We start from the raw sequence: 15,895 nt of genomic DNA, 5'->3' as shown, positions 1-15,895 counted from the left end.
CGGGCTTGCCCCAGCCGATGTCGGCCGGGATCGTCGCGCCGTCGGTATCCGTGCCGACGTGGATGAAGCCCTTTTCGATGCGCAGGATGTCGAGCGCCTCCAGACCGAACGGCACCATGCCGAACGCCTGCCCGGCTTCCCACAGACGGTCGGCCAGCATTCCGGCCTGTGGCGCGGCGATCGCGATCTCGTAGCTGAGTTCGCCGGTGAAGCTGACCCGCTGGATGCGGACACGGTGGCCATCGAGCGAGGTTTCGGCGACGGACAGGTGCGGGAAATCGGCCGAGGCCGGGGGAAGGGCGCAGCCCGCCGCGAGCACCACGTCGCGCGCCTTCGGCCCCGCGACGGTCAGCACCGCCCATTCCTCGGTCGCGTCGCGCGTCACCAGATCGAGCGGCCACTGGCACTGGTGCCAGTCCTCGATCCAGCCGCGCACGCGCGCGGCATGGCCGCTGCTGGCGTTGAGCAGGAAGTGATCGTCGGCCAGGCGGGCGATCACGCCATCGTCGAGCAGCACGCCGAGCTCGTCGCACAGCAGGTTGTAGCGCGCGCGCCCGACCGGAATCGTGCTGGGGCGGCCGAGCGAGATCAGGTCGAGGAAGCGGCCGGCCTCCGGTCCTTTCAGCTCGATCTTGCCGAACGAGGAACTGTCCATGACGCCCACGTTGCCGCGCACGGCCAACGCTTCGCGGTGGGCCGCCGCCTCCATGCTCTCGCCGGCAAGGGGGTAGTGCGACGGGCGCAGATGGCCGAAGTCCTCGAACGCCGCCCCCGATCGACGTGCCAGTCGTGCGCCGGCAGATGCTGCCACGGGCGGAACAGCGCGCCGTTGGGGCGGTCGGCGGCCAGCGCGGCGATGGCGACCGGGGCGAAGGGCGGGCGGTATTTCGTGGTGCCGAGCGCCGCCGGATCGTCGCCACGCAACTGCGCCAGCGCGGCAACGCCGTTGGTGCTGCTGAGCCGCCCCTGGTCCACGCCCATGCCCCACACGGTGTAACGCTTGACGTGTTCGACCGAGCGATAGTTCTCGCGCGTGGCCTGTTCGAGATCGGCCAGCGTCACGTCGGTCTGCAGGTCCACGAACACGCGCTTGGAGTTGTCGCCCGGCGGCAAGGACGGCGCGGGCGGGCCGGCGAGGGGAAGGGGGGCGGCGGGCGCGTCTCCCCGCGCGGCGGCAAGCCCGGCGGCGCGTCCGCTGGCCACCGCTTCGTCAAGGTCGCGCAGGCCGGCAGCAAGGCCGCAGACGTGCGTGGGTTGCGCGGCCTTGTCGGACACGAAGCCGCCTAGCGCGGGATCGTGGCGCGTGCGGCCGCCGGACTGGCTGAACAGCTGGACGGCGGGCGACCATCCGCCCGAAACGGCGATCAGGTCGCAGCCGATCCGCTGTGCTCCGTCCGGCCCATCGATCACCGCGCCACGCACGCGGGACCATCCCCGGGCGGCGCGCACGTGGCTGCCGGCATGGACGGGTATCGCGCGCGCGCGCGCCTGCTCTGCCAGCGGCGGCGCGGGACGCAGATCGACGATCGCCCGGACGGCAAGGCCAGCCTCCTGCGCGGCGAAAGCCGCCGCATAGGCGGCGTCCTCGGCGGTCGCGAACAGCACGGCCTTGCCCGGCGCCACGCCATAGCGCGCGATATACGTCTGTACCGCACTCGCCATCATCACGCCGGGAAGATCGTTGTTGGCGAACAGCATGGGCCGCTCGAATGCGCCGGTCGCGATCACCACCTGCGCGGCGCGCAGCTTCCACAGCCGCTGCCGCAAAGCGCCGGCGTCGATCTCTTCCACGGCGGTCACGAAGTTGGCGTCGTAATAGCCGAGCGCGGTGGTGCGGGTGAGGGCCTCCACGCCCGGCGGCAAGGGGCCGGACAGGCGCGTGTCGGCTTCCACCAGCAGGACCTTGGCGCCCGCCGCATGGGCCGCTTCGGCGGCCGCGAGGCCCGCCGGCCCGCCGCCGATAACCAGCACGTCGACGTGGCGTTCGCGGGCTTCGTAGCGGTCCGGGTCGGGCAGCGCCGGGGCGGTGCCGAAGCCGGCCGCGCGGCGGATGAACGGTTCGAACCAGTGCCAGTTCGGCCAGATGAAGGTCTTGTAGTAGAAGCCCGCGCTCAGCAGCGCGGCCAGCCGGTCGTTGAGCCGGCCCAGGTCGAAGCGCGTAGAGGGCCAGCCGGTGGGGCTGGACGCCACCAGCCCTTCGCGCAGCGGGACCAGCGTGGCCGGCACGTTGGGCGTCAGCGCCGCGCCTTCGCCCAGCTGCACCAGCGCGTTGGTTTCGGCAAAGCCCGTGCCGATCACGCCGCGCGGGCGGTGGTACTTGAAGCCGCGCCCGACAATGGACACGCCGTTTGCCAGCAGCGCCGAGGCCAGCGTATCGCCGGCAAAGCCCTGCAGCGTGCGCCCGTTGTAACGGAAGGTCAGCGGCTGGCTACGGTCGATCCCGTCGCCGCCCCGGGGAAGCCGGAACCCGCTCATGCCACGCCGTCCGGCCGGGGCGCATCGGGGCGATAGGTGGCGAGAATGCGGTGGCTCACCGTATCGCGCAGCGCGTGGAACCAGCGCCGGCAACCGAAGCTGTGGACCCAGCGTTCGGCCAGCACGCCCTTGGGGTTGGTGTGGAAGAACAGGTATGCCGCCCAGTCCTCGGGCGAGACCTGCTCGGGCGGTTCGGGCCGGTCGATATGGGCATCACCACCGTTGACGAACTCGTCCTCGTCGCGCGGACCGCACCATGGGCAATCGATCCGTAGCATCAGTGGGCGATCCCGGCGGCGGCGGCTTCGTCGACAAGCGCGAGATCGCGGAAGCGGTCGAGCGAGAAGGCGCGGATCAACGGGTGCGGATCGCCGGTAGCGACGGTGTGGGCGAACGTCTCGCCGCTTGCGGGAATGGCCTTGAACCCGCCACCGCCCCAGCCGCTGTTCAGGAACAGGCCCGGCACCGGGCTTTTGCCCAGCACCGGCGAACTGTCATAGGCGTAATCGACGATGCCGGCCCATTGGCGCAGCAGCCGCACGCGGCTGAACGACGGGATCAGCTCGATCAGCGAGGCCAGCGCCGCTTCCATCGTCGGCAGGTTGCCGCGCTGGGCATAGGAGGCATAGGCATCGGCGTTGCCGCCGATCACCAGCCCGCCCTTGTCGGACTGGCTAACATAGACCCCCAGCACGTTGGACGAGGCGATGGTATGCAGCACCGGCTTCAACGGCTCCGACACGAAGGCCTGCAGGGCATAGCTGCGCAGCGGCAGGCGGAAGCCCGCCATGTCGGCCAGTACGCTCGAATGCCCGGCGACCGCCACCCCCACGCGCCCCGCGCCGATCAGGCCGCGCGTGGTTTCCACGCCGGTCACCGCGCCGCTGGCGGGATCGCGGCGGATGCCGGTGACCGCGCACTGCTGGATGATGTCGACGCCCAGCCGGTCGGCGGCGCGGGCATAGCCCCAGACCACCGCGTCATGCCGCACGGTGCCCGCGCGGCCCTGCCACATTCCGCCCAGGATCGGATAGCGCGCATCGGTGCGGGTGTTGAGGATCGGGCAGCGCGCATAGCATTCCTCGCGCGAGAGCATCCGCATGTCCACGCCGTTCAGGGCCATGGCGTTGACCAGCCGGCGCTGGAAATCCAGTTCGTGCCGGCTGTGGGCGACCACCAGCTGCCCGCGCTGGCTGAACATGATGTTGAAGTTCAGCTCGCGCGAAAGGCCTTCGTAGAGGCTGACGGAATGGTCGAAGAATGCCGCGCTTTCGGGATAGTAGTAATCCGAACGGACGATCGTGGTGTTGCGGCCGGTATTGCCGCCGCCGATCCAACCCGCTTCCAGCACGGCCACGTTGGTGATGCCGTGCTGCTTGGCAAGGTAATAGGCGGTAGCCAGCCCATGGCCACCGCCGCCCACGATCACCACGTCATAGGCCGCGCGCGGTTCGGGCGAGCGCCAGGCTTCCGGCCAGTGCCGGTTGCCGGTCAGCGCGTGGCGCGCGATCGCGAGGGCCGAATAGCGGCCTTTCATCCGGGCCGGTGCCCGCCCTGGCGATCGGCGACATAGCGGCGGATGTCGAGGCTGTAGTCCTCGATCGGCGAATAGTAGCCGTGCGTGTGGACCCCGGCGGCAATGCCGGACTGGACGCGCTCACACACCGCCCAATCCTGCCGGTTGACCAGATCCCAGAAATCGACTGCGTCGGAGGGATCGAAACCGGCACGCGCCATCTCGTCGGGATGGAACAGGAAGCGGCATTCGATCACGGTCCGATCGGCGGCGACGGGCCAGAGCAAGAAGGCGGCGGCGTGGTCCATCGACACGCTGAGCATCACGTTGGGGTAGAGCAGTTCCCCCTTGTGGCGGACCTTCTCCTCTTCCGAAAGGCCGGGGAAGGGCGCGCGCGTGGTGGTGCCGCTGGCGGTATAGGTGACCGCGCCCGGGCGGTGCGGGATGCCCGCTTCCCAGTCCAGATCGATGCCGCCGCGTTCGCGGAACGCCGGCACCACGTCGCACAGTTCGGGGTGGACGGCCGGGCAATGGTAGCACTCGTTATAGTTTTCGAGCACGATCTTCCAGTTCGCGGCCACCTCGTAGCGGATGGTGTGGCCGGTGTGCAGGTCCGCCAGCGGATAGTTGGCCAGCCGGCGCGATGCGGTGGCAACGCCGGCCGCGAAATCGGGCGCGGTGTCCGGCTTCAGGTTCACGAACACGAAGCCGCCCCAGGTGGCGACGCCCACGGGATAGAGCGCGTAGTCCGCCTTGTTGAAGCCGGGCGCGTCCTGAAGATGCGGTGCGGCCAGCAGCCGGCCGTCCAGCCCATAGGACCAGCCGTGATAGGGGCAGCGGATCATGTTGCGCGCGATCACCCCGGCGTCGAGCGTCACGCCCCAGCGCGCATCGTTCCCCGCATCGCACAGCCGCGCGCCGCGATGCCGGCAGACGTTGTAATGCGCGTGGAGCGCGCCGTCGCGCCCGCGCACCAGCAGGATGTTCTCGCCCGCCACGTCCAGCACCAGGTGCGATCCGGCTTCGGGCAGGTCTTCCTCGCGCGCGGCGCAGAACCATTCACGCGCGAAGATCGTCTCCTTGTCGAGCGCGAAGGCTTCGGGCGTGAGATAGGCGGCGCTGTCGAGCGAGCGTTCCATCGTGGCGTCCCCCTGCGGCTGGCTCATGATCGTCGATTCCCCGCTGTCGTTATTAGACACTTGCCTCATAAAATTCTTTCGGGCAAGCCATGTGTCGATGGCATCGCGGGAAGGGTGCCGACGCAACGCACCAAGGGGCGCAACGCACATGGCCACGCAGGACCGGATATACGATGCCATCGTCGTGGGCGGCGGCCATAACGGACTGACGGCGGCCGCCTATCTCGCGCGAGCCGGGCGGTCGGTGCTGGTGGTGGAACGGCGGCCGATCGTCGGCGGCGCTTGCGTGACCGAGGAGGTGATTCCCGGTCACCGCGTGTCGTTCACCTCCTACATCGCCTCGATGCTGATGCCCACGGTCATCCGCGATCTCGATCTGGGATCGCATGGCCTGCGCATGGTCGCTTGCGATCCGATCCTGACGGTGCCGCTGGGCGATGGGCAGATCATCCGCTGGTGGGCCGACCCCGAACGCACGGCGCGGGAAATCGCCCGCTTTTCTGCCAGCGACGGCGCGGCGTTTCTGGAAGTTGACCGCAAACTCAAGGCATTGGCCGCCTATCTTCAACCGTTCTTTCTCGAACCGCCGCCGGATCTGGCGGCCAAGGGGCTCGACAAGCTGCGCGAAGGCTTGCGTCTGGCCCGGCGCTTCCGCAAGATCAACGGCGTCGAGATGGGGGAGATGGTCACTTTCCTCACCGGATCGCTCGGCGATTTCCTCGACCGCCATTTCGAGGCGGAGGAGACCAAGCGGATGATCCTTGCCAACAGCGTCTATGGCAAGCACGGCGGCCCTTACGAGCCGGGTTCGGCCGTGGGGATGCTGTTCCACCTGCTGTCGGGCGGCGATCATAGCGTGCAGGGCTTCAACGGGCACGTGATGGGCGGCATGGGCGCGATCACCGGCGCCATCGCGGCGGCGGCGCGCGGCTTCGGCGCGGACATCCTGACCGATGCGCCGGTCACCCGGATCGACGTCGAACAGGGCCGCGCGACTGGAGTCACACTGGCGGACGGCCGCTCCTTCCGGGCCGATGTGGTGCTGTCGAACGCCGATCCCAAGCGCACGTTCCTGGGCCTGGTCGATGCCGCACACCTGCCGGCGGATTTCCGCGCCGACATTGCCGCGATCAAGATGGGCGGCCCGGCGGCCAAGCTCAACCTGGCGCTTTCGGGGGAGCCGACCGTGATCGGCCGCGCCCCCGATGCCTCGCCGCTGGAACGGTCGCTGCTGTCGATCGCGCCGACGCTGGAAGGCGCGCAGCGCTGCGCCGACATCGCCCGCTTCGGCGACATTCCCGAACACCTGTGGATCGATTGCGTGATCCCCAGTCTGGTCGACGACAGCCTGTGCCCGCCGGGCCACCACATGATGACCTGCTTCATCCAGTTCGTGCCCTACAAGCTGCGCGAAGGGACGTGGGACGATCATCGCGAGGCCTTTGCGGATTCGATCATCCGGCAGATCACGCGGCACATGCCCGATCTGCCCGAGAAGATCATCGGCCGCACCGTGCTCACCCCGCTTGACCTCGAGCGGACCTATGGCCTGACCGAAGGCAACATCTTCCACGGCGATCTGCATCCCGGCGCGCTCTTCTCGATGCGCCCGGTGCCGCGCTGGTCGCAATACCGCACGCCGGTGGAAGGGCTCTACCTCTGCGGGGCCGGCGCGCATCCCGGCGGCGGGGTGACCGGGGCGCCGGGGCACAACGCGGCGATGCAGGTCCTGCGGGACCGCAAGCGGCGGCGCCAACGCTGATGGCGGGCGGCGCGCACAACCCGCCCAAGGTGATGGGTGTCGCGGACCTCGCGCTGTTCTATATCGTTACCGGCGTCAGCCTGCGCTGGATCGCAACGGCGGCGGCGATGGGGCCAAGCTCCATCGTGGTGTGGCTGGGCGCGTTGCTGGGCTTCTATTTCCCGCTGGTCATGGCGGTGGTGGAGCTTTCCTCGCGCTATCCGCAGGAAGGCGGGCTCTATGTCTGGACCCGGCAGGCGTTCGGTCCGTTCGCCGGCTTTATGGCGGGCTGGAGCTACTTCACCTCGAACCTGCCCTACTTCCCCAGCGTGTTCTATTTCGGGTCTGACTCAAATTCCGTGCAGATTTGACATTTCTGCGCTGTGTGCGGCCAACTGGATTGGGGGTCAGCAAGGAGCACACGTCGATGGCCTCGAAAGCATGGGACAGTAGCCTGCAGTTACCGGGATTAATCGTGGAAAGCCGGACTGTGATCGACGGAATCGTCGAGATGTCGGGCCGATTGGCGGCCGTGGGAGCGGATTGCCCGGATTGCGCGATGCCATCGACGTCTCTCCACAGTCGATATGACCGCATGCTTTCGGATTTGCCGGTCAGCGGCAGCATCGTCAGGCTGAGACTGTCGGTTCGACGGTTTCGGTGCACGCATACCCTTTGTCCAAGGCGCACGTTCAGCGAGCCGCTGGCGCCGCCGGTTGGCCGGCGATATGGCCGCAGGGTGGGTCGTTGCGACGCGCTAGTGCGCGCGGTGGCGGTCGCGCTGGGTGGTAGGCCGGGCTCGCGCATGATGGCGCGTCTGTCGGCGCCTTGGTCGCGCGACACGATGCTTCGAGTTCTGAGACGCAGCGATCCTGCCTCCGTGCCGCCGCCACCTGCGCGGGTGGTTGGCATCGACGACTTCGCTTGGCGCCGCGGCCACAGCTACGGGAGCATCGTGGTCGATCTCGAACGACGCGAGGTGATCGACCTGCTTCCCGATCGTCAGCGCGACACGGTCATCGCCTGGCTGCGCCAGAACCCGCAAGTCGAAATCATCTGTCGCGACCGTGGTCCGGGTTATGGTGCGGCCGCAAGCGAGGCGGCGCCGCAGGCACAGCAGGTGGCCGACCGCTGGCACCTGTTCGAGAACGCCTCGGCAGCATTTCTGGCGGCAGTGCGTTCGGAAATGCCATGTTTGCGGCGCGCGCTGGCGCCGACGGGGCCGGTCGATCCGGCGACCCTGACCCGTGCCGAGCGCATCCAGTGGGATGGCTACCAATTGCGCGAGGCCCTCAACCGCCAGATTATCGATCTGGCCGGGCAAGGCGTGCCGATCAGGGTCATGGCACGCACGACCGGCGTGTCGCGCAAGACCATCCGCAAGGTCCTGCGCGGCCAGCGTCACGACACCTTCCGCACGCGCCAGAGTTCGCTCGATGTCTGGTCGCTGACCCTCGAGGCGGAGTGGAATGCAGGCTGCCGGATTGGGGCTGAACTGTGGCGGCGGCTGAAGGCTTCCGGTTTTGGCGGTTCGCTGCGCGTAGTCAGCGAATGGGCGACCCGTCGTCGTCGCGACGAAAAACTTGGCCACACCGGCGGTGCGGGGCTGAGTGCACGGACCATCGCGCGCAGCATGACCACCGAGCGCGACACCGGATCAGCGCAGACCGCCCTGATAAACGCGGTGATCGAAAAGGCCGTGCCAGCGCTAATCAGCGCACGCGAGGCTCTCGATTGCTTCCACGCCATGATGCGCTCAAAGGACAAGGCCCGGCTCGATCCTTGGATCGCCATGGCGGCCGAGACCAAGCTTGCTGGGTTCGCTGCCGGCGTCGAAGCCGACAAGGACGCCGTTGCCGCCGCGATCTCGACGCCGTGGTCCAGCGGTCAAGTCGAGGGCAAAGTCAACCGCCTCAAGGCCATCAAGCGCCAGATGTACGGGCGCGCCAAAATCGACCTTCTCAAAGCCAGAGTTATGGCGCCAGCGTGACCTGGATTGCACGGAATTTGAGTCAGACCCCTATTTCGATGCCGGCAACGCGCTCTATATCGGCGGGAACCGGCTGCTGCACTTGCACAACAGCCCCCTGTTCTTCGTCGGCTTCTCGCTGATCGCGCTGGCCTTCATCACCTGGCTCAACATCGTGGGCCTGAAATTCGGCAAGTGGCTGCACAACATGGGGGCGATCGGCATGTGGCTGCCGGTGCTGATGGTGATCGGCCTCGCCGCAGTGGTGGGCTGGCGCTTCGGCCCGGTGACGTCGTTTCCCGCTGCCTCGCTGGTGCCGACGTTCGATGTGCAGCACATGATCTTCTGGGCGGCGATTGCCTTCGCCCTCTCGGGCGCGGAAACCGCCTCGTTCATGAGCGGCGAGATCAAGGACCCGCGCCGCACGATCCCGCGCGCGCTGCCGATCGCCGGGCTGGTGATCGTCGGCTGCTATATTCTCGGCACCGTCGCGGTGCTGGTGCTGATGCCGGCGGGGCAGGTCAGCAGCCTGCAAGGGCTGGTGCAGGCTGGCGCGGCAGGAGCGGAGCGGCTGGGCGTGGGCTGGATTGTCGTGCCGCTGGCACTGCTCATTACCATCGGCAATCTGGGCGCGGCCAGCGGCTTCCTTTCCGCCTGCGCGCGCATTCCCTTCGCGGTGGGCATCGACCGGATGCTGCCCCCCGTCTTCGCCCGGGTTCACCCGCGCTGGGGCACGCCTTACGTGGCGCTGCTGCTGCAAGGAGGGCTGGGGGCGGTGTTCTGCATCCTGGGGCAAGCGGGAACGGGCGTGAAGGGCGCATACGACGTGCTGGTTAGCATGGGCATCATCGCCGCGTTCCTGCCGTTCATGGGCGTGTTCCTGTCGGTGATCCGGCTGCAGCGCGAGCCGGCCGGCCCCGAGGTGACGCGCCTGCCCGGCGGCAAGGTGACCTCGATCGCGGTGGCCTCCATCGGCCTTGCCACCACGCTTGTCGCGCTGGTGCTGGCCGCCTTTCCGGCGCCGGACGAGCCCGACAAGCTGCTGGCGGTGATCAAGATCGCGGGCATGACGGCGGTTCTGCTGGGCACGGGCGCGCTGATCTACGGCCTCGGCAAGCGCAGCGCCCGCCGTGCGGAAGGCTTCCCCGATGCGGTCGATGCGCCTATCTCCTGAAGCGATCGTGCCGGGGGTATCCAGCCTCCGCCGTCCGGGGACCAGAATGACCGAAGCCGCCGCCATTGCCGAACGTCCGCCGCGCAAGCCGCGCGCCAAGCGTCAGCCACCCACCGTGCGGCGGCAGGACCTGTTGGCGATTACCGTAAGCTGCCTTGCGCGGCTGGGTCCGCGCGGCGCGACCGGGCGCGAAATCTGCCGGCAGGCGGGCGTCTCGCACGGCTTGCTGCGGCACTATTTCCAGAAGCCCGACAATCTCCTGTTCGAGACGTACGAACTGCTGTGCGATCAGCTTATCACCCATCTGGAGGAACAGGTGGGGGAGATCGGGACGACCCCGTGGGCCGCGCTCTCGCGCTTTTTTCAGGCCGCTTTCTCTAAGGAATGGGCCAGCGCGGACGTGATCGGCGCGTGGATGGCGTTCTGGCAACTCGCGCGCGGGCGCGAGGACTTCGCCATCGTCAGCGCCCGCTTCAACGCCCGCCAGCGCGCGCTGATGGAGCGAATCGTCCGACAATTGCCGGGGGCCGGACAGGCCGTGCCCATCGTCGATTCGATCGCGGTCCTTTCGGCCGTGCTCGATGGCCTGTGGATCGAATTCTATCTGTCGGAGGAGCGCACCCCCAAAGATCGCTGCATCGCGCTGTGCGAGGTGACGGCCAAACGCCTTTTTTGCGCGTGAAAGATGCCTGCTTGCGTTGCCGGAAACGTTGTTGTACGAATGTACAACAAGATGCGGGGCGCGTCGGAATAGCCGGCGCGCCGCTGTTGGGGAACGCAGGCCCTGATGTGGTATGGGGCCTCGCTTATGGAGCCGCACTATGACCAAGCAGTATGACGCCGTAATCATCGGCGGCGGCCACAATGGCCTTGTTTGCGCCTACTATCTGGCCCGTGCGGGCAAATCGGTGCGCGTGCTGGAACGCCGCCCGATCGTGGGCGGCGCGGCCGTGACCGAGGAGTTCCATCCCGGCTTCCGCAATTCGGTGGCGAGCTACACCGTCAGCCTGCTGCAGCCCAAGGTCATTGCCGACATGCGGCTGGCCGAACGCGGCCTGCGCATCGTGGAGCGGCCGATTTCCAACTTCCTGCCCCAGCCCGATGGCGGCTACCTGAAGCTGGGTGGTGGGCTGGAGCGCACCCAGGCCGAATTCCGCCGCTTTTCCAAGCACGATGCCGATGCCCTGCCGGGCTATTACGAGGCGCTGGATACCGTGGCCGACGTGCTGCGCGATCTGGCCCTGAAATCGCCGCCCAATATGGGCGAGGGGTTGCACACCCTGATTTCCGCGGCACGGCAGGGCCGTGGTTTGGCCAAGCTCAGCCTGTCGCAGCAGCGCGACGTGCTGGACCTGTTCACCAAGTCCGCGCGGACGTTCCTCGATTCCTGGTTCGAAAGCGAAGCGGTCAAGGCCGCGTTCGGCTTCGACGCGGTGGTCGGCAACTTCGCCAGCCCGGATACGCCCGGTTCCGCCTATGTCCTGCTGCACCACGTCTTCGGCGAGGTGAACGGCAAGAAGGGGGCCTGGGGCCACGCCATCGGCGGCATGGGCGCGATCACGCAGGCGATGCGCGCGGCGTGCGAGGCAGCCGGCGTCGAGATCACGCTGGAAGCGCCGGTGGCGCGCGTGCTGGTCGACAACGGCCGTGCGGTGGGCGTGAAGCTGGAAGGCGGCGCCGAAGTGATGGGCGGCGCTGTGGTCTCCAACGTCGGCCCGCGCCTGCTCTATGACCAGTTGATCGCGTCCGAGGATCTCGAGCCCGAGTTCCGCCGCCGCGTGAAGGGCTTCAAGGTCGGTTCGGGCACCTTCCGGATGAACGTGGCGCTGTCGGAATTGCCGCGCTTCGCCTGCCTGCCGGAACCGGGCGAGCACCACCAGTCGGGCATCATCATCGCGCCGACGCTGGATTACATGGACCGCGCCTATATCGACGCCAAGCTGACCGGCATGGCGCGCGAGCCGATCGTCGAAATGCTGATCCCCTCGACCGTGGACGACAGTCTCGCGCCTCCGGGGCAGCATGTCGCCAGCCTGTTTTGCCAGCAATTCGCTCCCGAACTGCCCGATGGCCGCAGCTGGGACGACGCGCGCGAGCAAGCGGCGGACCTTATCATCGATACGGTCGAACGCTGGGCGCCGGGCTTCAAGGCATCGGTCATCGCGCGGCAGATTCATTCGCCGCTCGATCTCGAACGCAAGTTCGGCCTGACGGGTGGGGACATCATGCACGGCAACATGTCGCTCGATCAGCTGTGGTCGGCCCGCCCGTTCCTGGGCAACGGCGCCTATCGCGGGCCGCTCAAGGGCCTGTACCTGTGCGGTGCCGGCACCCATCCCGGCGGCGGGGTGACCGGTGCGCCCGGCCACAACGCCGCGCGCGAGATTCTCGGCGAGAAAAGCCTGTGGCGGCGCCTGACCCGCGCGGCATGAGGCATCGGCCGGCGTGAGCGCGGCGCCGACGACGCCCTCGGTCGAGGAGGCCCTGGCCCACGCCCGGGAGCTTCTCGGCCGCGCGCCGTCGCTGGCCGCGCGCCAGGCAGCCGAAATCCTGCGTGTCGTGCCGGGCCACGCGGCGACGCTGGCCGTGCTGGGCGAGGCGCTGGCGGCGCAGGGGAAGGTCGGTCCCTCGATCGCGGCGCTGCGGCAAGCGTTGTCGAAAGACCCGCTGAGGCCCGATGTTTGGCGTCTGTTGGCGGCGCAACTGGCGCAGGCCGGGGATTTCGCGGGCGTGGGCATGGCGCAGGCGGCGGAACTGCGCGCCTCGGTCCACCATCCCCGTCTCCAGCAGGCGGCGCAGGCGCTGGTCGCCAATGACATCCCCATCGCCGAACGCCTGCTCAAGGCGCACTTGCGCGAGGATGACCGCGATATAGCGGCGCTGCGGATGCTGGCCGAAGTGGCGGGGCGGATCGGCCGCTACGACGATGCGCGCACGCTTCTGGAACATGCGCTGGAGATCGCCCCCACGTTCGCTCCAGCGCGCTTCAACCTTGCGCTTGTCCACTATCGCCAGCAGCGTTTCGCGCAGGCGCTGGAGCAGATCGAACGTTTGCTGGAAGCCGAGCCGGGGCACCCCGCCTACGGCAACCTCAAGGCCGCCGCGCTGACCATGATCGGAGAGACGGACGCGGCCGTCGATCTGTTCGAGGATGTTCTGGCGGCTCGCCCGGACCAGCCGCGCATCTGGACCAGCTATGGGCACAGCCTGAAGACGGTGGGCCGGCAGGACGACAGCGTGGCCGCCTATCGCCGGGCGATCGATCTGGAACCCCGGCTGGGCGAGGCGTGGTGGAGCCTGGCCAACCTCAAGACCGTGCGCTTCGGGGCCGAGGATATCGCCGCGATGGAAGCCGCGCTCGCGCGCGACGACCTATCGGCCGAGGATCGCTTCCATCTGCATTTCGCGCTGGGCAAGGCGCAGGAAGATGCCCGCGCCTACGAACCCTCTTTCGCGCACTATGCCGAGGGCAACCGCCTGCGCCGCAGCGCGATCGAGCACGTGCCGGCGACGCGGCGCGTGGAGCGGATGCGCGCGATGCTGACGCCCGATGTGTTCGCCGCGCGGTCGGGGCAGGGCGATCCGGCGCGCGATCCGATATTCGTGCTGGGCATGCCACGCGCGGGATCGACGCTGATCGAGCAGATCCTGTCATCGCATTCCACTGTCGAAGGCACGCAGGAACTGCCGGACATCCGCGCCATTGCCGGCAATCATGCCGGCGCGGATCGCGACGATTATCCTGCCGGCCTGCTCGCGCTCGATCCCGCGCGTCTGGCGGCGATGGGGGCCGAATACCTCGAACGTACCCGTGTCCATCGCCGGACTGGGCGGCCATTGTTCATCGACAAGATGCCCAACAACTGGCTGCACGTGCCGCTGATCCACCTGATCCTGCCCAATGCCACGATCATCGATGCGCGCCGCCATCCGATTGCCTGCTGCTTTTCCAACTTCAAGCAGCACTTCGCGAGCGGCCAGGCGTTCTCCTACGACCTCGCCGAAATGGGTCGCTATTACGCCGATTACGTCGCGCTGATGGACCATGTCGACGCGGTGCTGCCGGGCCGGGTTCACCGCGTTCACTACGAAGCGATGGTCGCCGATACCGAGGGCGAGGTGCGCCGCGTGCTCGATCATGTGGGGCTGCCGTTCGAGCCGGCGTGCCTGCGCTTTCACGAAAACGCGCGCGCGGTGCGTACGGCCAGTTCCGAACAGGTGCGCCGGCCGATCTTCCGCGAGGGGCTGGACCAGCACCGCCATTACGAAGCCTGGCTCGGGCCGCTCAGGGACGCGTTGGGGCCTGTGCTGGAGCGTTATCCCTACCCGATGTGAAAAAGGTCAGACCGCCGCGCGTTCGCGGATGAACGCGGCGACGGCGTCTGGCGCGGTGACCGGGATCATGTGGCCGCCGGGGATCAGCCGCAACGTGGCGTCGGGCAGCGCCGCGGCCGTGCGTTCGCCATGCAGCGTGGGATCGAGAATCGCGTCCTGTTGCGCGAAGAGGATTCCCGTGGGCGTGCGTGTTTCGGAATAGCGCGCGGCGAGCGCGGCCATCTCGTCGCCAACGCCGCTCGCCTCGCTGGAGGTGCTCCACACCGCCGACGGACGCAGGCCGAGCGCGCCGCCGCCTGCCGTGACGAAATCCGCGGGCGGCGTCTCCGGCGCGAAAACGGCGGCCAATGTCTGTTCGCCGCGAAGCTGACCGATCGGCACCGCCAGCGTCCACGACACGATCCTGCGGGCGACGGGCGAGGGGATGACGAGGCCCTTGAACACGTCCGGCACCTCGCTGATGGGCTGGGTCAGCGGGCATATCAGCACGAGGCCCGAGATCAGATCGGGGAACTCCTGTGCCAGTTGCAGGGCAAGCGCGCCGCCCAGCGAATGCCCGACCACCAGCGGCTTTTCGAGGCCTAGCGTGCGGATGAAGCTGGCGACGATGCGCGCCTGCCTTTGCAGGGTCGGAAGTCCGTCATCGCTGTATTCGGAATAGCCGTAGCCCGGTCGGTCGATCGCGATGACGCGGAAATCGCTCTCCAGCCGCGAGACCAGCGAATGCGTGAAATTGTGCAACTGTCCGCCCAGACCGTGGATCAGCACGATCGGCCGCCCGGTTCCGCGTTCGACGTAATGGAGGCGCGCGCCTTCCACTTCCGCGATTTTTCCCGCCCGCGGAATCATTCGCGAAACGCGTGCGCTGCTGAAAGCGGTCCAGCCGACCAGACCGCCAACGACGGCGGCAGCGGTGGCGAGCGAAGCGGTGACGAGCGAGGCCATGGCAAGCAGCCTATCGGCCATGTGTTCCAGCGCAAGCGAAATGGTGAAAGCCCCGAAACAGGCGGTGCAGGTGCGATTTCACGCGCCTTTGTGTCGGCAGCAATACTTCCTCACATTCGCGAGCGGATCAGGAAATGGCGCATGCGTTAGCCCGGAATCATCAGTATTTCGGGAGTTTTGAGATGATCGTTATGACTCTGGTTGCCATGGCCTCCGCCGCTGTTTCCTCGCCTTCGGCCCAGCCGGGCTGCGCGGCGCAGGCCGGAGGGCGCGCGATAGTCTGCGGTGCGCCTGCTGCGGCGCCTTCCGCCAAGCGCGTCGCCGACGCGACGCCCACGGTGACGCGGGTGTGCAATCCGCTTCCCGGCAAGGACGTGGCCTGCGCCGCGCATCGCGCGCGCGATCTTGATGCCCGCCGTCTGGCCGCAAATGTGCCGGCCGGGCACGCAGCGCACTGACGTTTGCACCATGTTCCCGCCCGCGCTGCGGCGCGACGCGGGAACATGGCTGCACAGCTGCCGCTATAACTGGCGCACGGCGATGATTGCGGCGCGGACCCGCAATCCCTATTGTCCCCGGCAATGAAGAGTGTTGATACCTT

At 68.0% G+C, this 15,895-nt stretch carries 13 protein-coding genes and 1 pseudogene; 8 read left to right on the top strand and 6 right to left on the bottom strand.

Annotated elements, in window-relative coordinates; genetic code table 11:
* Positions 1-70: 70 nt before the first annotated feature.
* The 5 genes and pseudogenes from F1640_RS25130 to F1640_RS05340 all read right to left on the bottom strand — a co-directional run.
* Positions 71-724: pseudogene (locus F1640_RS25130) on the bottom strand (aminomethyltransferase family protein); the annotation flags it as partial.
* Positions 622-2,475 carry a 2Fe-2S iron-sulfur cluster-binding protein gene (locus F1640_RS25125; protein ID WP_255530270.1) on the bottom strand — a complete coding sequence of 618 codons (1,854 nt, stop codon included), beginning with the start codon at positions 2,473-2,475 and terminating at the stop codon, positions 622-624. The pseudogene F1640_RS25130 and the gene F1640_RS25125, both read right to left, overlap by 103 nt.
* On the bottom strand, positions 2,472-2,753 hold the full coding sequence (locus F1640_RS05350; RefSeq protein ID WP_124808386.1) for a sarcosine oxidase subunit delta: 282 nt from the start codon (positions 2,751-2,753) through the stop codon (positions 2,472-2,474). The genes F1640_RS25125 and F1640_RS05350 overlap by 4 nt, the downstream gene beginning before the upstream one ends.
* Positions 2,753-4,012, bottom strand: a complete 1,260-nt coding sequence (locus F1640_RS05345) for a sarcosine oxidase subunit beta family protein (RefSeq protein ID WP_194918116.1) — start codon at positions 4,010-4,012, stop codon at positions 2,753-2,755. The genes F1640_RS05350 and F1640_RS05345 overlap by 1 nt, the downstream gene beginning before the upstream one ends.
* The gene (locus F1640_RS05340; RefSeq protein ID WP_206694635.1) at positions 4,009-5,157 is read right to left on the bottom strand and encodes an aromatic ring-hydroxylating dioxygenase subunit alpha; all 1,149 of its coding nucleotides are present in this window, start codon (positions 5,155-5,157) and stop codon (positions 4,009-4,011) included. The genes F1640_RS05345 and F1640_RS05340 overlap by 4 nt, the downstream gene beginning before the upstream one ends.
* A 121-nt stretch (positions 5,158-5,278) precedes the next feature.
* On the opposite strand from F1640_RS05340, the gene F1640_RS05335 reads away from it, so the two are divergent.
* From F1640_RS05335 to F1640_RS05305, 7 genes are all read left to right on the top strand, one after another.
* Positions 5,279-6,892, top strand: coding sequence for an NAD(P)/FAD-dependent oxidoreductase (locus F1640_RS05335; RefSeq protein WP_194918115.1), 1,614 nt, complete (start codon positions 5,279-5,281; stop codon positions 6,890-6,892).
* Positions 6,892-7,242: an amino acid permease gene (locus F1640_RS05330; protein ID WP_194918113.1), complete on the top strand. Its 351-nt coding sequence runs from the start codon at positions 6,892-6,894 to the stop codon at positions 7,240-7,242. The genes F1640_RS05335 and F1640_RS05330 overlap by 1 nt, the downstream gene beginning before the upstream one ends.
* A gap of 56 nt (positions 7,243-7,298) precedes the next feature.
* A complete protein-coding gene (locus F1640_RS05325) occupies positions 7,299-8,861 on the top strand; it encodes an ISL3 family transposase (RefSeq protein ID WP_194917272.1) in 1,563 nt (520 codons plus the stop codon).
* A gap of 82 nt (positions 8,862-8,943) precedes the next feature.
* Complete coding sequence (locus F1640_RS05320) at positions 8,944-10,014, top strand: APC family permease (protein WP_194918111.1); 1,071 nt, start codon at positions 8,944-8,946, stop codon at positions 10,012-10,014.
* 46 nt (positions 10,015-10,060) lie between these two features.
* Entirely contained in the window at positions 10,061-10,696 is a 636-nt protein-coding gene (locus tag F1640_RS05315; protein ID WP_158454022.1) for a TetR family transcriptional regulator C-terminal domain-containing protein, read from the top strand.
* A 139-nt stretch (positions 10,697-10,835) separates the two neighbouring features.
* The gene (locus F1640_RS05310; protein ID WP_194918109.1) at positions 10,836-12,446 is read left to right on the top strand and encodes an NAD(P)/FAD-dependent oxidoreductase; all 1,611 of its coding nucleotides are present in this window, start codon (positions 10,836-10,838) and stop codon (positions 12,444-12,446) included.
* Between the two features lie 304 nt (positions 12,447-12,750).
* Positions 12,751-14,349, top strand: coding sequence for a sulfotransferase (locus tag F1640_RS05305; protein ID WP_255530463.1), 1,599 nt, complete (start codon positions 12,751-12,753; stop codon positions 14,347-14,349).
* A 6-nt stretch (positions 14,350-14,355) separates the two neighbouring features.
* On the opposite strand, the gene F1640_RS05300 is transcribed toward F1640_RS05305, so the two are convergent.
* A complete protein-coding gene (locus tag F1640_RS05300; RefSeq protein ID WP_255530269.1) occupies positions 14,356-15,315 on the bottom strand; it encodes an alpha/beta fold hydrolase in 960 nt (319 codons plus the stop codon).
* A gap of 161 nt (positions 15,316-15,476) precedes the next feature.
* On the opposite strand from F1640_RS05300, the gene F1640_RS05295 reads away from it, so the two are divergent.
* On the top strand, positions 15,477-15,752 hold the full coding sequence (locus F1640_RS05295; protein WP_194918105.1) for a hypothetical protein: 276 nt from the start codon (positions 15,477-15,479) through the stop codon (positions 15,750-15,752).
* Positions 15,753-15,895 lie beyond the last annotated feature (143 nt).

Origin of the sequence: Novosphingobium sp. NBM11, from assembly GCF_015390225.1 — a bacterium.
GTDB lineage: Bacteria > Pseudomonadota > Alphaproteobacteria > Sphingomonadales > Sphingomonadaceae > Novosphingobium.
The sequence above is the reverse complement of the archived record's forward strand: the minus strand, read 5'-3'. Positions and strand labels throughout refer to the sequence as shown.

Excerpts from the sequence above, each read along its gene's own strand:
- F1640_RS05350 (WP_124808386.1), bottom strand. The coding sequence starts at position 2,753 with ATGCTACGGATCGATTGCCCATGGTGCGGTCCGCGCGACGAGGACGAG.
- F1640_RS05310 (WP_194918109.1), top strand. The coding sequence starts at position 10,836 with ATGACCAAGCAGTATGACGCCGTAATCATCGGCGGCGGCCACAATGGC.
- F1640_RS05325 (WP_194917272.1), top strand. The coding sequence starts at position 7,299 with ATGGCCTCGAAAGCATGGGACAGTAGCCTGCAGTTACCGGGATTAATC.
- F1640_RS05305 (WP_255530463.1), top strand. The coding sequence starts at position 12,751 with ATGGCGCAGGCGGCGGAACTGCGCGCCTCGGTCCACCATCCCCGTCTC.
- F1640_RS05345 (WP_194918116.1), bottom strand. The coding sequence starts at position 4,012 with ATGAAAGGCCGCTATTCGGCCCTCGCGATCGCGCGCCACGCGCTGACC.
- F1640_RS05300 (WP_255530269.1), bottom strand. The coding sequence starts at position 15,315 with ATGGCCGATAGGCTGCTTGCCATGGCCTCGCTCGTCACCGCTTCGCTC.
- F1640_RS05335 (WP_194918115.1), top strand. The coding sequence starts at position 5,279 with ATGGCCACGCAGGACCGGATATACGATGCCATCGTCGTGGGCGGCGGC.
- F1640_RS05315 (WP_158454022.1), top strand. The coding sequence starts at position 10,061 with ATGACCGAAGCCGCCGCCATTGCCGAACGTCCGCCGCGCAAGCCGCGC.
- F1640_RS05340 (WP_206694635.1), bottom strand. The coding sequence starts at position 5,157 with ATGAGCCAGCCGCAGGGGGACGCCACGATGGAACGCTCGCTCGACAGC.
- F1640_RS05295 (WP_194918105.1), top strand. The coding sequence starts at position 15,477 with ATGATCGTTATGACTCTGGTTGCCATGGCCTCCGCCGCTGTTTCCTCG.
- F1640_RS25125 (WP_255530270.1), bottom strand. The coding sequence starts at position 2,475 with ATGAGCGGGTTCCGGCTTCCCCGGGGCGGCGACGGGATCGACCGTAGC.
- F1640_RS05330 (WP_194918113.1), top strand. The coding sequence starts at position 6,892 with ATGGCGGGCGGCGCGCACAACCCGCCCAAGGTGATGGGTGTCGCGGAC.